The organism is Shewanella sp. 1311 (genome assembly GCF_059338235.1).
On sequence record NZ_CM181686.1, the window covers coordinates 3194838 to 3214153 of the forward strand.

Below are 19316 nucleotides of genomic sequence, written 5' to 3' on the forward strand. Positions count from 1 at the left end.
TCTTCCCGATGATTTTTTATCAAATGGCACTTAAATACTTATCAAATACTCGACTCAGAGGAGATCCTGCGGATCCCTGTCTAAGCTCCATCGGCAGCGCTTGGCTTCGATAAGCTGCTCTACAAGCGGATGAATACGTTCAAACTCTTGCTGCAGACGGTTGCGGTTTTTCGCTTGGAATAGCAGTTGGCGACGGAACTTGCCGGCTTTTTTATCTAAGGGCGCTGGCATAGGACCAATTACCTCAAATTCTTTATCTTGCGGCAAAAGCGCGGCGAAGGCGTTGAGAAAGTTATCGGCATCACTGGCTAAATGAGCTTCGGCGCGTACCAACACCATGTGCCATGCTGGCGGCAGCAGTGCTTGTTGACGCTCTTTTAATTGGCTGCGAGCAAACTCGCCATAACCGCGGTGCAGCAAATCCCGCAAAATAGGATTGTCGCTCTGGTGAGTTTGCAATAATACCGTGCCGGGTTTACTGGCGCGGCCCGCACGACCAGCGACTTGGGTATAGAGTTGCCCAAAACGCTCGGGCGCGCGGAAGTCGGCGCTAAATAAGGCACCATCGACATCGAGTAGCCCAACAAGCGTCACATCAGGAAAGTGATGACCCTTAGCCAGCATTTGCGTGCCGACGAGGATTTTATATTCGCCCTTATGAATTGCGTTTAAGTGGGTTTCTAATGAGCCTTTTAAGCGGGTAGTATCACGGTCGATGCGCACTACAGGATGTTTCGGAAACTCCAGCTGCAGTGCCTCGGCGAGTTGTTCTGTGCCTATACCTTGGCCCATCAGCATAGTGCTGCCGCATTTGTGGCATTGCTTAGGGATGGCATATTGATTGCCACAATGGTGACAGCAAATTTCACCAAGGGATTGATGCACTGTGAAAAACGCGTCGCAGCGGTCGCACTCGTGTAAGTGCCCACACTCGTGGCAAAGCAGAGCGGGTGCGAAGCCGCGGCGATTGAGAAACAGTAATACTTGGTTGCCTGCGTCTAAATGCAGACGGATTTCGTTCAGCAGCGGCACCGACATTCCTGCTTTTAACGGCATATTTTTAATGTCGATAATCCCTTGGCGCACTTTTTTAGCTGCGCCAGCGCGCTCACCCAATTGCAAATGATGGTAACGGCCACTTAAGGCATTTTGTAGACTTTCGAGTGAGGGGGTTGCCGTGCCTAATATCACAGGAATTGATTCTAAATGGCCACGCATGACTGCCAAGTCGCGGGCGTGATAACCGACGCCTTCCTGTTGCTTAAAGCTACTGTCGTGTTCTTCATCGAGTATGATGATGCCGGGATAGGCCATTGGCGTGAACAAGGCCGAGCGGGTGCCGATAATGATGGCGGCCTGACCACAGCGGGCTTGGCGCCAAGCTTCTAGTCTTTGATTGTCGGTTAACCCAGAGTGTAATATGGCGACATTGACTTTGAAACGACGCTTAAAGCGATTGATTGTCTGGGGCGTCAAGCCGATTTCAGGCACTAAAATTAACGCTTGCTTGCCTTGCTTGAGGATTTCCTCGAGCACCGCCAAATAGACTTCTGTTTTACCCGAACCGGTAATGCCTTCTAATAAAGTACAGTGATACCCTTGTTGCAGATTTAACGTGGCAACGGCGACGGCTTGTTCTTTATTGAGTTTATGTGGCGTTTCGTCCATTTCGAGTGTGGTACGCCAGTCGAGGTTAAGCTCGGCAATTTTTTCATGGCGTGCCACCCAGCCTTTATCTTCTAGGGCTTTCAGTGCCGCTTTACTGATATCTAAGCTGATCACTTCTTCTTGGGTTAAGCTGGCGGGTTTGAGTAACTCGAGTAATTTTTTCTGTGCGGGTGCTCGCTTAACCGCTTCTGGTGCAATATTTTGGCCTATCTCAGTTAATTGCCAGAATTGGATCTTTTGCGGCGCGGCATCGAGCCCTTTACGTAGGGCCACTGGTAAGGCTTGGGTTAGCATCTGCCCTTGGCTGCAAAAATAGTATCTCGCGGCCCAAAGGGTTAATTTATAAAGTGATTCAGGCAACAAAGGTTTATCGTCGATAAACTCAAGCACAGACTTAATCTGCTTAGGCGCTAAGCTGCACGTATCTGTGATACCTGTGACTAATCCGATTAATTGTTGACGACCGAAGGGGACTTTAACGCGCACGCCTATCTGCGGTGTACTAGGATAAGTTTCGGGTACGCGGTAGCTAAAGGTTTGCCGCATAGGCACAGGTAACGCAACTTCGACAAACAATGACATATGCTGGCAAGTCTTAGGCAAGAATGTGGTTTAGTGTACTCAGCGCGGCTGGCTAGGGCTAGCCCTAATGATGGTTTACCAAGGATAGTTGAGAGTAAATAAATGGCTAATATAGTGAAATCATTAGGTCTACTCGCGTTAGTGTGGAGCGCACCGAGCATGGCACAAGTCTCCCATGTGAGCGTTAACAGCCGCATGTTTGAGTTAGGTGGTTATCCTAAACTCAGGGTGAATGTGATTGCGGACAATCAAGACATGTCGCGCTTAGAGTTTGTAGTGCAGCAAGCCGGCGGCGAAGAAAAGTTAATGGTTGAGGCGCTTAATCGCTTTTTAGTTTTGCTCACGGGTGTTGAAGATGTAAAAGATGACAAGGCTAAACTCTTAGTGAGGGAGTATCGACTCGACCGATGGTATGAGGTCAAAAGTATCAATCTATTTGGCGAGGCTAAGCCAACATTGGCCACGCTAACCGCAAAAGCAGCATCGGGCAGTAAAAATACGACGACAGCGCAGGTGCAAAAGCGTGCGGATAAAGTGAATGCTCAGCCTGTAAAGGTGGCCGCTGAATCCACGCGAGTGTTGGAGGCTAAGCCTGCGACGGCGGTTATCGCGGCTGCAAATACTCATGTAGATATTAAGCCCACAGTGCCAGTGGCTGAAATCGTGACTGGTTTTAAATTCCCTGAAGCAGCGAATGAGCAAAATACACAGGTTGCTGAGGTAAAGCCTGTCGTTAAAATCTCTGAACCTGTTGTTGCTAAAACAACACCTGTTGTTGCTGTGATGTCTGAGCCTGTTGCTGTTAAAACAACGCCTGTTGAAACTGTAGTGCCTGAGACTGTTATGTCTGAAGTCGTAGCTACAGAAACTGCGAAGACAACAAATAGCGAACTCCAAGTAAATGCTGCTGAAACGTCCCCAACAGCTTCGCAGACACCTAAAAATTGTCAGTTAACTTATCTTGCTGGTGAGACCTTGTGGCGTATCGCGAATCGCTATGCCAACGATTGGGACGTGAGTGTTTATGGCGCTATGCTGGCGATCTACGAGGCGAATCCAGCGGCGTTCTCAAAAAATAAAATCAACGCACTCAAGAGTAATGCGGCTCTGTCCTGTCCTTCAAAAATGATTTTGGCACAGCATGCTAACGCCAGAGAGGCGCAGACGATGTTTGAAGCTAAAGAGGCGGGAAAATGATGCGGCGAACTAAAGTCAAAATAGACGCAGAATAACCGCCAAACGCTCAGATAATCTACTTGTATCCCTTGTGGGTATGCTGTACCATTCTGCGCCCTAAACATATTGTTATTAACATGCATGTGGTGTCCGACTACGGGTTGGAAGAGCGACATGGCCTTACACTTTTGAGGTAACCCCAATGAAACCAGGTATCCACCCAAAATACGCTATCATCACTGCAAACTGTACTTGTGGTAACGTTATCAAAGTAAACTCTACTGCTGGTAAAGATCTGCATTTAGACGTATGTGGTGCATGTCACCCATTCTACACTGGTACACAAAAAGTTGTTGATACCGGCGGTCGTATCGACAAATTCAACAAGCGCTTCGCAGTGCTTGCAAAGAAATAATTGCGATTGCAATGTTTCTAGAAAAGGCGCCTATGGCGCCTTTTTGCTTTCTATCATTTGCCGAACCGCTTTATTTACGCCTATTTTAATACTTATGTTAAATCCCCCATCTGGTACGACTTCACTCAATTAATCATCAACTTATTGCATATTGCGAGTTCAAGTATGTAATTCGACTTATTTATAGCAATTAACTATAAGATAAATGTGCTAGCCGCTATATATTGTAATTTAACCAACATTTTTGAGATTAATGCGCTACAACTAGCGTTATAACTACAAAATATATGTTTGTTTCCTACAAAATATATTAAGAAATGCAGCTTTATTATAGGAGATAAGTTTATAAAACTAAGCTTAGAGGGTCTATTTGAAGGCTAAAGTGAAATTTCTGAATCTCTTATTTAAAAATTCCCCTTATTGGCGTATCTTACCCCGACCAGCCAGACTATTAACATCACCCTTTGGTGAGACTAGATGTGTGTTGGTAGGCCTTACTCTCATAAATTATAAATGTCGCATTTCAGGATTTTAAAATGTCAGATATTCGTCAACAAGCACTCGATTATCATGAATTTCCAATACCAGGCAAAACCGCAGTTTGCCTTACCAAACCTGCCGAAACGAGTCACGATCTCGCCCTAGCTTATAGCCCTGGTGTGGCTGAGCCTGTGCGTGAAATCGCGGCTAATCCTGACAATGCGTATCGTTATACCAATAAAGGTAATACGGTTGCCGTGATTACTAATGGTACGGCAATCTTAGGTTTAGGCAATTTAGGCCCCTTGGCTTCTAAACCTGTGATGGAAGGCAAAGCATTATTATTCAAGCATTTTGCAAATATCGATTCGACTGATATTGAGATCACCCACAATACGCCTGAAGAATTTATCAATACAGTTGCAGCGATTGCTGACACTTTTGGTGGTATCAATCTTGAAGATATTAAAGCGCCCGAATGCTTTGTTATCGAACGTGAATTGATTGCCCGTTGTAAAGTGCCGGTATTCCATGACGATCAGCACGGCACCGCAATTGTGACCGCGGCAGGTATGATTAATGCGCTGGAAATTCAAGGCAAGTTGATCAGCGACGCAACGTTTGTGTGTATGGGCGCCGGTGCCGCAGCCATTGCTTGTATGACTATGTTGGTTAAATGTGGTGCGAATCGCGCTAACATTTATATGCTAGACACTAAAGGTGTTATTCATTCTGGCCGTACGGATCTTAATGAATATAAAGCGCTATTTGCGAATGATACCGACAAACGCACGCTTCTTGATGTTATTAAAGGCGCAGACGTGTTTTTAGGCCTATCAGGTCCTGACGTGATTGGTGCAGAAGAAGTTGCGCTGATGGCTGATAAGCCAGTGATTTTTGCCTGTTCTAACCCAGATCCTGAAATCAAACCGGCACTGGCTCACGCAACGCGTAGCGATTTGATCATGGGTACGGGTCGCAGCGATTATCCAAACCAAGTGAATAACGTATTGTGTTTCCCGTTTATTTTCCGTGGTGCCTTGGATGTACGTGCGTCATGCATTAATGATGAGATGAAAATCGCCGCAGTTCATGCCATTGCTGCACTGGCAAAAGAGCCTGTGCCTGCGAGTGTATTAAAGGCTTATCCTAATGTGACTTCACTGAGTTTTGGCCCTGAATACGTGCTGCCAAAACCTATGGACCCACGTTTGTTGCCTAATGTTGCCCGTGCGGTTGCACAAGCGGCGATTGACTCTGGTGTCGCAGCTATCCCTACTTTACCTAAATACGCCGACTAGGCTAGAAGTGGTAAAAACATCGAAAAGAGGCTAATTAGCCTCTTTTTTGTTTTTAAGTGGACATTAAAGTCACAGCGTCTTGGTTGCCTTTTAGGTTATGCTACTGAATAATCAACGGACAACTTTGTTGTACTCCTGTTAAAATCGCACAAATAATTATAATAATCCTGCAGGATAGCGGATAGATGAAATTCACCCGAATGTTAACTACAAAATTAACCAGCTTTTGGTTAATGTCATTAGCCGCTATTGCCTTCGTATTTTTGCTGAGCGCTATGATGAGTTTCGTGCAGCTGACCTATAAATTTCAGCAGCAGAAAGTCGCCGAACTCGAAACTATGTTAGTGGACCAATATCAACACCAACCCGATTGGGATTTGGAAGCTTGGCTGCCGCCCATGCTGCTCGCCTACAATGCTGTTGATTTTCGGCTGACCTTGAAAGATGAAGTGATCTTTGCCTATGAAGGCAATCTCACTACGCAAAATGCCATGGTGTATGACCATGTGTTAGATCCAAAATCTGGTCTGCGCATGCAGCTGACTTTGACTCAACCCTTCGAGCATTACACTTTTAGTTGGTATGAAATCCTGATCCTGTTGGTCGGTGTGTTAGCTGTGGCTGCCTTAGTGCGTTTTGGCTATTTATGGTTTTCCCAGCAATTGGATGGCATTGAAGAATTAGCCTTACGCAGTCGATTGATTCTGCAAGGTAAGCACGAGCAAGCACTCGCGACTCCCGGAAATGGCAAGCCAAGGCTGATTAACCGTGCTTTGACCAAGTTGTTAGAAGAATTACAAGACGCACAAAAAGAGCGCGGTCGTTTTGACAAGTTCATTCGTTCTAATACTTTTCTCGATGCGGAAACGCGCATTGGTAATCGACTTTTCTTAAATAACCGTCTCGACGCCCTTAGCCATAATCAGGCGATGCTCGCCCATGGGGTGATTTATTTATTAGAGATGGATGATCTGGATTTACTGCAGCAATCCCAAGGTGAAGCGGTAACCAAAGAGTTATTAAACTCGACTGTTAACGCGATAAGCCAATTACTGCAAACCCAAGCCAACAGTATTTTTGCCCGTCGTTCCCACAATCAATTTGCCATAGTCGTGCCGCAAATCTCGTTAATCGAAGCCGACCAATTTGCCAGTAAGTTGCTTAAGATATGTTTGAGCCAGCCGTTACCCGAAGTCGAGAATACCGATAACTTTTTCCACCTCGGATGCGCTTATTTTACCGCGGGCGACAATGCAGCGCAGTTAATTGAAGAAGCCGATATGGCTTTGAGGGCGGCACAATTACAGGGTAACAGTAATTGGTTTATGTACGACAAAGGCGCGATTGATGAAGAGTTTGCTAAAGGCTCAGTACGTTGGCGCAGCTTTTTAGAAAACGCGTTAGTGCAAAGGCGATTCTTCCCCTTTAGCCAGCCTATAATCGATTCTGATGGTAATGAGCATCATAAAGAGATATTTACTCGGGCGCGGGATAATCAAGGAGCGCTAATTCGTGCCACACTGTTTATTCCAATGGCGAATAAATGTGGTTTAATGCCGCAGGTCGAACGGCAAATTATTGAGCGGGTATTGTTGTTACTGTCGAATGAATTAGCGGGTGGCGTATCGAATACTCAAACAAATAAAAAACCAGCGTCACAGATATACAGTATTAATCTGAGTTTGGATTCGCTAATGAGTCGAGCTTTTACCCAATGGCTAAAAACGACGCTGTTAGAATATCGCCATCTGACCACGCGACTGATTTTCGAAGTGTCGGAAGATATCGTGATTCAACATCAAGAAAAGTTGCAGCCTAAATTAGATATGATCCGTAAAATGGGCGCGAGATTATGTGTTGATCATGTGGGTCAGCAGGTCGTTGGCACTTACTATATCCGTGAATGTCATTTTGATTTAATTAAGCTACATAGATCGATTGTCCGGCATATTCATTTACGCCCAGAAAACCAATTATTCATCCGTAGCTTGATTGGCGGTCTGTATCGAACGGAAGTGCAAGTCTGTGCCGAGGGGGTCGAAGTCTTCGAAGAATGGCAGACACTGCAAATCCTCGGTGTTGGCGCTGCGCAGGGAATGTATTTCAGCGAACCCATAGAGGCTAAGTAATGAAAGTGTGGTATTTGGGTGACTAATGTCGTCTTAGAGACAAATAGATCCTATTATTCACGTATTTATCTATAAAATACGAGTATTTGCAGCTAAACTATCCAGTGCCAAAATAATGACGTTTGCTGTTTAAATTAGCGATAAAGCAAGTCAGAGGGCAAGGAACACTGGAGAGTGGAGTGACAGGACGTTTAAGCAAAAGAGACTACTCACGCTTTTAAATTCAGTTGGTTACAGGCATCTTTATGGAAAAAAGTCTTATAGGTCGACTCGCCTTTTGGCAGAAAAGAACGGATCCGACTAGCCTTGGCGTCTATGTTTGTGCCGATAAATTATGGGTTTACGCACCAGCTCAAGGAGATAGAGCTGAACAGTGGTTACCGTTTGAGCTTAAAGATGAACACTGGTCATCGGCGTTTGCTGCCGTCGCTAAATCCTTTCCTAATGCCCAGTTACAACTGATTTTGGCTTCAGGGCTTTATCAATTACTGCTGACCGATAAACCCAATGTTGATACTGTCGAATTATCCCAAGCCTTGCTGTGGTCAATTAAAGACATGGTTACGCTACCTGTGCCGCAAATCCATTTAGACTATTTCGAGTCACCCATTCCCAGTAATAAAATCAATGTGGTGGTGGTCGATAAAGCTAAACTCGTGAGTATGGTACAGGCCATTTATGAACAAAATTTACAACTTATCGGTATCAGTATCGAAGAGTTAGCCATGACCAACTTATTTGGTGATGACAACCAAGCTCGTCTGGTGGTCAGCCATATTCCAGGGCAAGAGTTGTTATTGACTGTGGTTAAGCAAGGTCAGCTGTATATGCAGCGGCGTGTGCGCGGATTTGCTCAGCTGGATAAGACCCAAGCCGATGAGTTAACTTATGGCATGGCAGACAATTTAAGTTTAGAAATTCAGCGCTCTATGGATTACTTTGAAAGCCAGTTAAGGCAAGCTCCGGTATCTTCTATTGAACTTCTCGCCGATGGCGCTGTGGATACTTTAGCTAAGCTAGTGTCGGCGAACTTTAATCAAGCTGTGAATGTTATCGATAAAAGCTGTGTTGGCGCGCGAATAGCGGGATTAGCCTTTGCCGAATTTTCCAGAGGTGCTGAGTGATTAAATACCGAGTCAATCTCTACACTCCTTCCTTACTTCCGCCTAAGCAAAGATTAACCTTTGCCCGTTTGGGAGCTTATGCTGCAGGATTTTTGGTCCTATTTGCGGCATTAGGCGGTTATAGCTACTGGCAAGTCAGTGAGTTGCAACAGGCTCAGCAATTGGCTGCCCAGCAAAAGCTGCAATTCGATACCCAAAAACAGGCATTAGAAGCACAAATTGCCGCGCGTAAACCCGATGCCGATCTCGTTGCGCGAGTCGATTTAGCGGCACAACAGTTAGAGCTGAAGCAGTTACTCATGGGTGAATTGAGCCTTAGGGCCTCTTTAACTAGCCGAGGTTTTGCGCCAGTGCTTAAAGATTTAGCGGTCGTGTCGGATGCGAGCGTGTGGCTTAGTCATATTGTCATTAATGAGCAAGATTTTATGTTCGAAGGTTTTGCCGACCATCCCCAAAGCATTCCGCAGTGGATTGGCAAACTTAAGACTACGCAGACTTTAAAGGGGCAAGCTTTCTCGTCGATGAGCATGGATCGCGGTGAAGATAAACCTTTGGCCTTTACCTTGAAGAGCGATAACAAGGAGGAGGCCACGCAATGAAGCAAAAGTTAGCCCAACTAGGACAACAGTTTGATGCGCTAAGTCGCCGCGAGCGAGTGCTGATCTCAGTCGCCATTCTGGCCGTGGTCGCTATGCTGAGTTATTTACCCTTAGAGTCCCTGTGGAAAACCCATGTGGCGTTATCACAACAGCTAAAAGCCTTAGATCAAGAAAACGCGATTTCGGCCCAGCAGGTTGACTTGTATCAGCAACGTTTAGCGTTAGATCCCAATCAAGATTACCAACAGCGTTTAGTCTTGTTAGAGCAACAGAATCAAGCCTTAGATGCCCAGCTCAATGAGCAGATGGTGGATATGGTGCCGGCAGACTATATGCCACAGCTGCTGGGTAATTTACTGGGACAAGTGCAAGGAATTAAATTAATTAAGTTTATGTCGATAGCGCCCATTCCCCTGTTAGCTGTGGGTGAAGAGAAGAAACTCAATCTGTATAGCCATGGTATTCGTATGAGCTTAGAGGGCGATTATTTCTCTGTGCTGCGCTTTGTGGAAGCCGTAGAGGCCATGCCAGATAAACTTTATTGGAAGCGTCTCGACTATAAAGTTGCAGAATATCCCCAAGCGACAGTAGAGATTGAACTTTATACCTTGAGTATTAATAAGGACTTTATCAGTGTCTCTAAATAAGTCTTATATTATCAGTGTGTTGTTATTGGTCAGCAGCCCTATGGCGTCTGCTGAATCACTGCGCGACCCTACCTTGCCCGGTAAAGGTTTTGCTGTGGTGGGTCATGCGAGTCAAGCGCAGGCTCAGGCAATGGTACTTAACAGTATAGTGAGTTCAGGCAACACGGCTTATGCTGTGATAAATAACAAGATATTGTCGGTTGGCGACAGCATTGAGGGGCTGAGTATCGTCAAGATCACCCCCACTTATGTGTCGCTGTCCGATGGACGGAAATTGACATTGTTTCAAGCAATAACAGAGAGATAGGGAATACACCTCAGATGAAAGCGATTAAATACTTTACACCTCTGCTCTCACTTTGCCTTGTGGCGTGTCAGACCACAAATAGGCCACAGCCGGAGGCGAGTAAGGCGGAATTAGCGGCCTCAATGGTGACGGCTACGGCATCAACGACGCCACCGCCTGCGACTATGCCGGATGCGGTTCAGCGAGAATTGAATTCGGGCGCTTTACTGTCAGGCTTAACCCCTGCGCTGGAAACTGAGCGTCGTTTCGATGTCTCTGCCCATGATGTGGATGCCAAAGTATTTTTTCCAAGCTTAGTCCAAGGTACGCCGCTGAGTGTTGCCGTGCATCCTGATGTGCAAGGTACGATTTCGTTATCCCTTAAAGGTGTAACCTTAAGCGAAGCGATTCAAGTGGTTGAAGATATCTACGGTTACGAAGTGAGCCGTGAAGGGCGTATTCTAAGAGTCTTCCCTGCTGGAATGCGTACTGAGACTTTCCCGCTGAATTATCTTTATATGGAGCGCGACGGCTTATCAGTGACCTCAGTGAGTTCTGGACGCATTTCCGATAGCAATAATTCCAATAGTAATTCGAGCAATAACAACGCAAATAATAGTGGTTCGAGTAATAACAGCTCCAACAGCAGTAATGGTAATAACTCCAGCAGCAATGGCAGCAGCGATAGCAGTAACGGCACATTTATCCGCTCGCGCACTAAGACTGATTTTTGGGGCGAGCTGAAAGAAACGCTGACGGCGATTATTGGTGACACAGGAAATGGGCGGCAAGTGGTGGTCACGCCGCAGGCGGGTTTAGTGACCATTCGTGCTTTCCCAAGTGAATTACGCCAAGTTCGCACTTTCTTAAATTCCGCCGAGAGTCATCTCCAGCGCCAAGTGATCTTGGAGGCTAAGATCATCGAAGTCACTTTATCTGATGGCTATCAGCAGGGCATCCAATGGGACAATGTGCTTGGTCATGTAGGCAATACGAATGTGAATTTTGGGACTTCGAAAGGCCCTGGTTTAAGCGATAAAATCACTTCGGCGATTGGTGGTGTGACCTCGCTGAGTATTAAAGGCTCCGACTTTACGACCATGATCAATCTGTTAGATACCCAAGGCGATGTGGATGTATTGTCTAGCCCAAGGGTGACAGCATCGAATAACCAAAAAGCTGTGATTAAAGTCGGTACTGATGAGTATTTTGTCACTGACGTTTCATCGACCACAGTAGCGGGCGCAACGCCTGTGACCACTCCACAAGTCGAGCTCACGCCGTTTTTCTCAGGTATTGCCTTAGATGTCACGCCGCAAATTGATAGTGACGGTAATGTGTTATTGCACGTGCATCCATCCGTTATCGATGTGAAAGAGCAGACTAAAGATATCAAAGTGAGTGATGCTTCGTTGGAGCTACCTTTAGCTCAGAGTGAAATTCGCGAGTCTGATACCGTTATCCGCGCCGCTTCCGGTGACGTAGTCATCATCGGTGGCTTGATGAAGAGTGAAAACATTGAAGTGGTATCGCAAGTGCCTTTGTTGGGTGATATTCCCTTCCTCGGTGAATTGTTTAAAAACCGCAACAAGCAGAAGAAGAAAACTGAGCTGATTATTCTGTTAAAACCTACGGTAGTTGGCGTCGATACGTGGAAAACTGAGCTACAACGTTCTAAGACATTATTAGATCGTTGGTATCCGGAGACAAAGTAAGCTTCTATGTATCAGAAGCATTTTGGCTTAAACCAAGCCCCATTTTCATTGACACCTAATACCGGATTTTTTTTCGGCCTATCGCCACACGTAGAAGCCTTGCAAGTGTTGCAAACTGCGCTACAAACGGGCGAAGGTTTTATCAAGGTGACAGGGGAAGTGGGGACTGGTAAAACTCTGATTTGCCGTAAGCTTATCAATGAATTACCGACTAAGTTCCATTGCGCCTATCTACCCAATCCTTACCTTACGCCTGCAGAGTTACGCTGGGCGGTGGCGAGTGAGTTAGGCCTTAAATACGCCAGCAATATCGACCAGCAGCAGCTCACTGGGCTTATCCAGCAGCAGCTTTTAGCTTTGAGCGCCCATGGTCACGCCATCGTATTAGTGCTCGATGAAGCGCAGGCATTGCCGGACGACAGTTTAGAGGCGCTGCGGTTATTCACTAATCTCGAAACCGAGACGCGTAAGTTATTGCAGGTGGTGTTATTTGGGCAACCCGAACTTGATGAAAGACTTAAACGCCAAGAATTCAGGCAATTAAGACAACGTATTACTTTTAGCTACAACCTTCGCCCACTGACATGGGATGAAACCGATGCTTATATTCGTCACCGATTAGCCATAGCAGGGCGTGCGGGCGAACCACTCTTTACATCACGGGAAACACGTCAGATTGCCTATGCGTCCCGAGGGATCCCCAGATTGATCAATATTCTTGCCCACAAAGCCTTGTTACTGAGTTTCGGCGAGGGTGCTACGCGTGTGCAAACCTCCCACGTTAAAGCGGCGATTCAAGACACTGAAGATGCGAGCGTGCGCCGATTATTGTCGTGGAAATGGCTGCCTTTTTTCACTCTGATAACTGTGGTGTTCGGTTTGGGATTACAACACGTTTTGAGGAGTGTTGTATGAGCGTGATCAACAAGATGTTGCAGGATCTCGACAAACGTCAGCAGGGGCATGAACTCAGCAATGTGGCTCAGCCGCAGGTGCAATATTTAGCTCGCAGGCGTTCATCATCTCATTGGCTGCTACTCTGTGGTGTGTCACTGCTACTCGGTGGCGGCGCGGTTTATGGCTGGCAATTCTTCATGGCAGAGCCTGCAGAAGCGACAGCTTCATCTCAAGCGCAGGAACAACATACATTAACCGCCCAAACTGAGTCTGTGCGGATCGACAGTGTTGCCTCAGAAGAAGCTTCACCTAACGTCGATGCCGCTGCTGAACCATTGAAGCTTGCGACGACACAGAAGATTGCGGCAGCGATGACAGCGAATAGTGAAGAGTTTGAACCAAGTGCCACCGAAGTGGCATCGAGTCAGGCACCAGAATTGGGAACCGCAAAAGAAGCTGAGCATGAGCAACAAGCTCAGTCTCAGTCGCAACCCCAACAAAAACCACAAGCAGACGTGAGCCTTGCACTCGCAGATGACAAGGTCGATACGGTAAGCGAGCCAAGCCACTCGCAGCCAAATCGTGCGACATCGAGTGTGCGTAGCGCCGAGGTCACTGTAGCTGCGCCCTCTGCGTTAATGATGTCGGAGCGGGCCAGTGTGGCCGCCGATAATGAAGGTAATGCGAGCAATGGGCTTAACGTACAAGAAGTTAAAGCAGATGCAGGCACTAATCGACTCGCGCCCAAAGAACAAGGGCAAATGGCGATTACTGAGGTGAAGTTAACGCCAAAGCAGCTGGCAAAGAAGCGGTTTACGTTAGCGAGCGAGGCCGAAAGGGATGGCAAGCTCAAAGATGCCATTAGTTACTATGAGCAAACCTTGGCGCTTGAACCCAGTATGCACGAAGCGCGCAAGCAATTGGCTGCGCTGCATTATGGTCAAGGTCAATTAGCCAAAGCCAGCGAAGTGTTGCAGCAAGGTATGCTGTTATTCCCGCAGCAATTAGACTTTGCCTTATTGCTCGCTCGGGTTCAGCAAGCCGCTGGTCAGGCTGATCTCGCATTAGTGACGTTAGCTAACATACCTGATACGCATCCGCTGGCGAGACAAAAGTGGATGGCACAATCGGATCTGGCGCAAAAGCTAGGGCAGTTTTCCGTTTCGGAACAAGCCTACAGGCAGTTATTACAACAAGAACCCCAACAGGCTAAATGGTGGATGGGACTAGCTTATGCGCTTGATTCGCAGCAGCAATTCTCCCAAGCACGCCAAGCCTATCGGACTGCATTAGGCCACAGAGGCTTATCGGCGCAGGCGAGTGCCTTTATCGAACAACGTTTGACTCAGCTAGGAGATAGCCAATGAAACCCAGATTAAAAATGCGTTTGGGCGATCTGTTAGTTCAAGAAGCCATTATTACCGAAGCGCAGTTGCAACAGGCGTTAGGAGAGCAGCGCAATACGGGCAAAAAACTGGGTCGTACCCTCATTGATCTGCAATCGATTACTGAGCATCAGTTGCTGCAGTTCTTGTCGCAACAATTGAATGTGCCTTTGCTTGATATCAGTAAAATGCCAATCCCTGCGGAAGTCGTGCATCTTATTCCTGAGGTTCAAGCCCGACGTTTCCGCGCTTTAGCGGTTGAAGACAGGGGCGATAGCGTACTGGTTGCTATGAGTGATCCTGCCGATTTGCAGGCGCTCGATCATCTCGAAATGCTTATCGCACCTAAGCGTTTGAAGCTAGCGGTAGCGCCTGAGCAGCAACTGCTGCAAGCGTTTGATAACTTATATCGCCGTACAGACCAAATTGCTCAGATCGCCGGTAAGCTCGAAGAAGAATACGCCGCCGATGAGATGTTCGATTTAGCCAGTCTGACTTCTGGCGACAGTGACAATGAAACTACAGTGGTTAAGCTGCTGCAGTCGATTTTTGAGGATGCGGTGCAAATGCGCGCCTCGGATATCCATATCGAACCCGGTGATAAAGCCCTACGTATTCGCCAGCGTATCGATGGTCAGTTACACGAAACGATTCTGAATGAAGTTAATATTGCAGCGGCTTTAGTGTTGCGACTTAAGTTGATGGCGGGTCTCGATATTTCTGAAAAACGTTTGCCGCAGGATGGCCGTTTTCATATGGAAATTAAAGGTCACCATATCGATGTGCGTATGTCGACCATGCCGATTTACCACGGTGAATCTGTGGTAATGCGTTTACTCGACCAATCGGCGGGGTTATTGACCCTAAACGAAACCGGTATGCCACCTGCTATTTTAGCGCGTATTCGTAAACAGATTAAACGCCCCCACGGCATGTTGTTGGTCACTGGTCCCACGGGTAGTGGTAAAACCACTACTTTGTACGGTATTTTGAGTGAGCTCAATACCGCCGACCGTAAGATCATCACAGTGGAAGATCCGGTAGAGTATCAATTGCCACGGATAAACCAAGTGCAAGTTAACCATAAGATTGGCTTGAACTTTTCCAACGTATTGCGCACCACCTTGCGTCAAGATCCCGATATCATCATGGTCGGGGAAATGCGTGATCAAGAAACTGTTGAGATTGGCCTGAGGGGCGCATTGACGGGTCACTTTGTGTTATCGACCTTGCACACTAACGATGCGGTCACCAGTGCGCTGCGTTTGCTCGACATGGGCGCTGCGAGTTATTTGGTCGCCAGTGCCTTAAGGGTGATTATTGCCCAGCGTTTAGTGCGCCGTGTTTGCCATAACTGTGGCGTCGAGTATCAACCGACACCGCAGGAAAAAGCCTGGCTGAGTAGCGTGAGTCGTAAAGATTTTAGCCATGCAAACTTTAGAATCGGTACCGGTTGCCAGAGTTGTAACGGCAGTGGTTATCGTGGCCGTATTGGTATTTTTGAGATCCTCGAGCTCGACGAAAAGATGATCGATGCGATGCGTACCGGTAATCCGCAGGATTTCGCCAGAGCCGCGTTGCAGAGCCCTAACTTCACCCCGCTTGCCGAGTCTGCTTTGCAATATTTGAGCGAAGGCATGACGACCATTGAAGAGGTGGCTAAGCTGGTGGAAGACGTGAGTGAATCTCAGATACCTTTGTCGAAGGATATTATTAGCCAACAAGGCGTTGAGGCGTAATTATGCCGATTTATCAATACCGCGGACGCAGTGGTCAAGGTCAATCTGTTACGGGGCAATTGGATGCTGCGTCGGAAAGTGCTGCCGCTGACATGCTATTGGCGCGGGGGATTATTCCCCTCGAAGTCAAAGTCGCTAAAGTGGTTAAGTCATTCTCACTGACCCAGCTGTTTGGCGGTAAAGTCGCGTTAGAAGAATTACAGATTTTTACTCGGCAAATGTATTCTCTGACTCGTTCTGGTATCCCGATTTTACGGGCGATTGCGGGTTTGTCTGAAACGGCACATTCCCAGCGGATGAAAGATGCGCTCAACGATATTTCTGAGCAGCTCACCGCAGGACGGCCCTTGTCATCATCCATGAATCAACATCCCGATGTATTTGATTCCTTGTTTGTTTCTATGGTGCACGTGGGAGAAAACACCGGTAAGTTAGAGGATGCCTTTATTCAGCTTTCGGGTTATATCGAGCGTGAGCAGGAAACGCGGCGACGAATTAAATCGGCCATGCGTTATCCCATGTTTGTATTGATTTCGATTGCACTCGCTATGGTGATCCTCAATATCATGGTGATCCCTAAGTTCGCCGAGATGTTTTCCCGCTTTGGCGCTGACTTACCTTGGGCGACAAAAGTGTTGATAGGTACATCGAATCTGTTTGTGAATTATTGGGCGCTGATGTTGGTGGCGCTGATTGGCACTATTATCGGCATCCGTTATTGGCACCATACGGAAAAGGGCGAGAAACAGTGGGATAAGTGGAAACTGCACATCCCCGCCGTAGGATCGATTATCGAGCGTTCGACGTTAGCCCGTTATTGTCGCAGTTTCTCTATGATGCTGAGCGCTGGCGTGCCTATGACACAAGCCCTAAGTTTAGTGGCTGATGCGGTAGATAATGCCTATATGCACGACAAAATAGTCGGTATGCGCCGTGGGATTGAGTCTGGTGACTCTATGTTGAGGGTATCGAATCAGAGTAAGTTATTTACGCCATTAGTGCTGCAAATGGTGGCAGTGGGTGAAGAGACGGGGCAAATCGATCAATTACTCAATGATGCGGCAGACTTCTATGAGGGCGAAGTAGACTATGATTTAAAGAACCTCACCGCTAAATTGGAGCCTATTTTGATCGGTTTTGTGGCCGTGATTGTACTCGTGTTGGCCTTAGGGATATACCTGCCCATGTGGGATATGCTTAATGTGGTCAAGGGCGGTAAATAATCGATATGGATAATGTTTATCTTCTATCTTACGTGTGGGGCTGAGGTTAAATGCAGACTCAGCAAAAGGCAGAAAGCGATCTATTACGCATCTATGGGCGTATGATAACCATAGGGTTAGTGTTGGTTATCATGGCGGTGATTGGAGCTAAGTACTTTTTTACCCTACCGCAAATTGCGGCCCGTGGATTAGAAGTCGATCATGTGCGTTTTTTAAATGTACTGGTGATGGCGCGCTCCCAATGGTTATCTTTGGGAAAGCCGCCGCAGATGCAGTTGAACTGGGAAGTGTTTGACAATTCTGCCAAGGAAACTGAGCCAAGTGTCGTTGATGTGAATGGTTTAGGTTGGCCGCAACCTAAACAGTTAAACGGCCAAGGTTGCCAAGATTTATGGCAGCAACTTATGGGTGCCGAAGTGGATAACGCAGGGCTAGTTGCTGATTACTTAGTTAAGGATAACAGCTGTCACTATCGGTCGCACAATGGCGATAGTTTAGGCTATCAACTGAACTCTGGCAGGGTCATTTTTTTGACTGCACCGTAAAATATTGTTAACTCAATGGCTTTTTAAAATTGATTTAGCTGCTAGAATAAAATTTCTTAGGTATAGGGCATATATATGAAAACTAAGCAAACAGGTTTCTCATTAATAGAGCTAGTGATTGTGATTGTGATTTTAGGGCTACTCGCCGCAACCGCGATCCCACGATTCTTAAATGTCACCGATGATGCTGAAGACGCCAGTGTTGACGGTGTCGCCGGTGGTTTATCGACTGCGGTTAGCTTTGTACGTTCGCAGTGGGAAGTTGATGGGCGCCAAAATAGCAGCGTGATCCTCGACGGTACGTCAGTTTCGCTCGATCCACGTTTTGGTTATCCTACAGGAACTTCAGTGACGGATGTGACTGCAATGACGGATGCGAGTTGCCAACAAGTATTTAATACCGTGCTGCAGAGTGCTCCTCGTAATGTGCTCTACACTCAAGATGCGCGTAATCAACGTTATACCGTGCGCGTGATTGATGGCGCAGGTGGCAGTGCTAATTCGATTACAGGCACTGTCGTTGCTGGTTTAGATTTATGTGTTTATCACCAAGTTGCTTCACTGGTGCTAAATCAAACAACTGGCGTACCGACTCCTACACCGGATTTATCAACAGCTGGTGCGAAAGGAATCGTGTATAACCCAGGTACAGGTAAAGTGCTAAGCTTTACCCAAACGCCATTTGTGCCATAGGCTGTAATTAACAGTTTTATTTTGTTCATGTTTTAAGTAACTTAGTTCAGAAGTGACTTAACTTAATCAGTACTCACACGAGTACTCACTTATAAAGAAAGGTAGTTTGATATGAAAAGACAACAAGGTTTTACCTTAATTGAATTAGTCGTAGTGATCATTATCTTAGGTATTCTTGCTGTCACAGCGGCACCTAAGTTTATTAATTTGCAAGGTGATGCGCGTGCTTCTGCAATCCAAGGTATGAAGGGGGCTATTCAAGGTGCAAATAGCTTAGTTTATTCAAAAGCAGCATTAGCAGGTAAAGAGACAAAAGCAACTGATACATTAGATATCGCAGGTACTACCGCAACTACCGATGATGTCGCCATTGTTTATGGTTATATGGCTGCAACAAAGGCTGCTTTAGAGGCTGGTATGGATGTGAAATTTGATGCTGGTAGTTCTCCAACGGCTTCTGGTAATAATGACTGGATCATTAACGAAATTAGTACAGGTGCAACTATATGGCAACGTGGCGCTCCTGCTGATGTAACTACAACTGGTTCTGAAGCAAGCTGTAAGATTGTTTACACTGCGGCAGCAAGTGCAGGTGCTTTGCCAACGATTACTCTAACAGATAACGGTTGTTGATTTATTTTGTATTAGAAGGCCTGCCTAGCAGGCCTTTTTTTTAGGTAAAATGCGGTTCTTACATGATTTTAAATAAATG

General features: G+C 46.6%; 17 protein-coding genes. 16 read left to right on the forward strand and 1 reads right to left on the reverse strand.

All coding sequences use genetic code 11. The features are described from left to right. Positions 1 to 54 precede the first annotated feature (54 nt). Entirely contained in the window at positions 55 to 2250 is a 2196-nt protein-coding gene (gene priA / locus AC5YB3_RS14425; protein ID WP_006083279.1) for a primosomal protein N', read from the reverse strand. Positions 2251 to 2352: 102 nt separating this feature from the next. Here priA and AC5YB3_RS14430 point away from each other — a divergent pair, with 102 nt between their 5' ends. The 16 genes from AC5YB3_RS14430 (at position 2353) to AC5YB3_RS14505 (ending at position 19237) form a co-directional block, all read left to right on the forward strand. After that, positions 2353 to 3447: a FimV/HubP family polar landmark protein gene (locus AC5YB3_RS14430; protein WP_494525574.1), complete on the forward strand. Its 1095-nt coding sequence runs from the start codon at positions 2353 to 2355 to the stop codon at positions 3445 to 3447. Positions 3448 to 3628: 181 nt separating this feature from the next. After that, positions 3629 to 3841, forward strand: coding sequence for a 50S ribosomal protein L31 (gene rpmE / locus AC5YB3_RS14435; RefSeq protein ID WP_006083277.1), 213 nt, complete (start codon positions 3629 to 3631; stop codon positions 3839 to 3841). A gap of 536 nt (positions 3842 to 4377) precedes the next feature. After that, positions 4378 to 5622 (forward strand): malic enzyme-like NAD(P)-binding protein, encoded by a 1245-nt coding sequence (locus AC5YB3_RS14440; protein ID WP_006083276.1) that lies wholly within the window; start codon positions 4378 to 4380, stop codon positions 5620 to 5622. Positions 5623 to 5807: 185 nt separating this feature from the next. Continuing rightward, positions 5808 to 7751, forward strand: coding sequence for an RNase E specificity factor CsrD (gene csrD, locus AC5YB3_RS14445; protein WP_494525575.1), 1944 nt, complete (start codon positions 5808 to 5810; stop codon positions 7749 to 7751). A 245-nt stretch (positions 7752 to 7996) separates the two neighbouring features. Further along, positions 7997 to 8875 (forward strand): MSHA biogenesis protein MshI, encoded by an 879-nt coding sequence (locus AC5YB3_RS14450; RefSeq protein WP_494525576.1) that lies wholly within the window; start codon positions 7997 to 7999, stop codon positions 8873 to 8875. Continuing rightward, positions 8872 to 9474 (forward strand): fimbrial assembly protein, encoded by a 603-nt coding sequence (locus tag AC5YB3_RS14455; RefSeq protein WP_342900397.1) that lies wholly within the window; start codon positions 8872 to 8874, stop codon positions 9472 to 9474. Before AC5YB3_RS14450 ends, AC5YB3_RS14455 begins: the two co-directional genes overlap by 4 nt. Continuing rightward, the gene (locus AC5YB3_RS14460; protein ID WP_494525577.1) at positions 9471 to 10121 is read left to right on the forward strand and encodes an MSHA biogenesis protein MshJ; all 651 of its coding nucleotides are present in this window, start codon (positions 9471 to 9473) and stop codon (positions 10119 to 10121) included. The genes AC5YB3_RS14455 and AC5YB3_RS14460 overlap by 4 nt, the downstream gene beginning before the upstream one ends. Then, the gene (locus AC5YB3_RS14465) at positions 10108 to 10428 is read left to right on the forward strand and encodes a hypothetical protein (RefSeq protein WP_063883335.1); all 321 of its coding nucleotides are present in this window, start codon (positions 10108 to 10110) and stop codon (positions 10426 to 10428) included. The genes AC5YB3_RS14460 and AC5YB3_RS14465 overlap by 14 nt, the downstream gene beginning before the upstream one ends. Before the next feature lie 14 nt (positions 10429 to 10442). Continuing rightward, positions 10443 to 12122, forward strand: a complete 1680-nt coding sequence (gene mshL, locus AC5YB3_RS14470; protein ID WP_494525578.1) for a pilus (MSHA type) biogenesis protein MshL — start codon at positions 10443 to 10445, stop codon at positions 12120 to 12122. A 6-nt stretch (positions 12123 to 12128) separates the two neighbouring features. Next, positions 12129 to 13037 carry an ExeA family protein gene (locus AC5YB3_RS14475; RefSeq protein ID WP_011847945.1) on the forward strand — a complete coding sequence of 303 codons (909 nt, stop codon included), beginning with the start codon at positions 12129 to 12131 and terminating at the stop codon, positions 13035 to 13037. Next, complete coding sequence (locus tag AC5YB3_RS14480) at positions 13034 to 14386, forward strand: tetratricopeptide repeat protein (protein ID WP_494525579.1); 1353 nt, start codon at positions 13034 to 13036, stop codon at positions 14384 to 14386. The genes AC5YB3_RS14475 and AC5YB3_RS14480 overlap by 4 nt, the downstream gene beginning before the upstream one ends. After that, the gene (locus AC5YB3_RS14485; protein WP_006087049.1) at positions 14383 to 16143 is read left to right on the forward strand and encodes a GspE/PulE family protein; all 1761 of its coding nucleotides are present in this window, start codon (positions 14383 to 14385) and stop codon (positions 16141 to 16143) included. Before AC5YB3_RS14480 ends, AC5YB3_RS14485 begins: the two co-directional genes overlap by 4 nt. A gap of 2 nt (positions 16144 to 16145) precedes the next feature. Beyond that, complete coding sequence (locus AC5YB3_RS14490; protein WP_012586663.1) at positions 16146 to 17366, forward strand: type II secretion system F family protein; 1221 nt, start codon at positions 16146 to 16148, stop codon at positions 17364 to 17366. A gap of 50 nt (positions 17367 to 17416) precedes the next feature. Then, the gene (locus AC5YB3_RS14495; RefSeq protein WP_494525580.1) at positions 17417 to 17911 is read left to right on the forward strand and encodes an MSHA biogenesis protein MshF; all 495 of its coding nucleotides are present in this window, start codon (positions 17417 to 17419) and stop codon (positions 17909 to 17911) included. 75 nt (positions 17912 to 17986) lie between these two features. Further along, a complete protein-coding gene (locus tag AC5YB3_RS14500) occupies positions 17987 to 18604 on the forward strand; it encodes a prepilin-type N-terminal cleavage/methylation domain-containing protein (protein WP_311890625.1) in 618 nt (205 codons plus the stop codon). 111 nt (positions 18605 to 18715) lie between these two features. Beyond that, complete coding sequence (locus tag AC5YB3_RS14505; RefSeq protein ID WP_115335626.1) at positions 18716 to 19237, forward strand: prepilin-type N-terminal cleavage/methylation domain-containing protein; 522 nt, start codon at positions 18716 to 18718, stop codon at positions 19235 to 19237. The last annotated feature ends 79 nt before the right edge of the window (positions 19238 to 19316 follow it).